Here is a 273-nt window from a genome sequence, read left to right as displayed (position 1 = left end):
ACTTGAATTGACGAATTTGGCATTCACCTGACCTGCCACTTGCTCAAGCTGGGCAATCGCTGCCGGACGGTAAACGTCAGCAGAGACTAGCATCACCTTTTTCTTATGACGCTCTTGTAAAAACTTCGCCAATTTACCGGCCGTGGTGGTTTTACCCGCCCCTTGCAAGCCAGCTAGTAGATAAACAACTGGCGGTTTACCCGTCATCTCAAGCTGCTGATTGGCACTGCCCATCATTTCGGTCAGCTCGTCATGGACAATTTTGACAAATGC

General features: G+C 49.5%; 1 protein-coding gene. It reads right to left on the bottom strand.

Translation table 11 applies throughout. The annotated features are described in order from the left end of the window. Positions 1-273, bottom strand: a 273-nt coding sequence (locus tag AAEY87_RS13975) for a zeta toxin family protein (protein ID WP_350657609.1), incomplete at both ends; no start/stop codon positions are given.

The organism is Psychrobacter sp. S1-30-MNA-CIBAN-0213 (assembly GCF_040309845.1).
In the GTDB taxonomy this organism is placed as follows: Bacteria; Pseudomonadota; Gammaproteobacteria; order Pseudomonadales; family Moraxellaceae; genus Psychrobacter.
The sequence above is the reverse complement of the archived record's forward strand: the minus strand, read 5'-3'. Positions and strand labels throughout refer to the sequence as shown.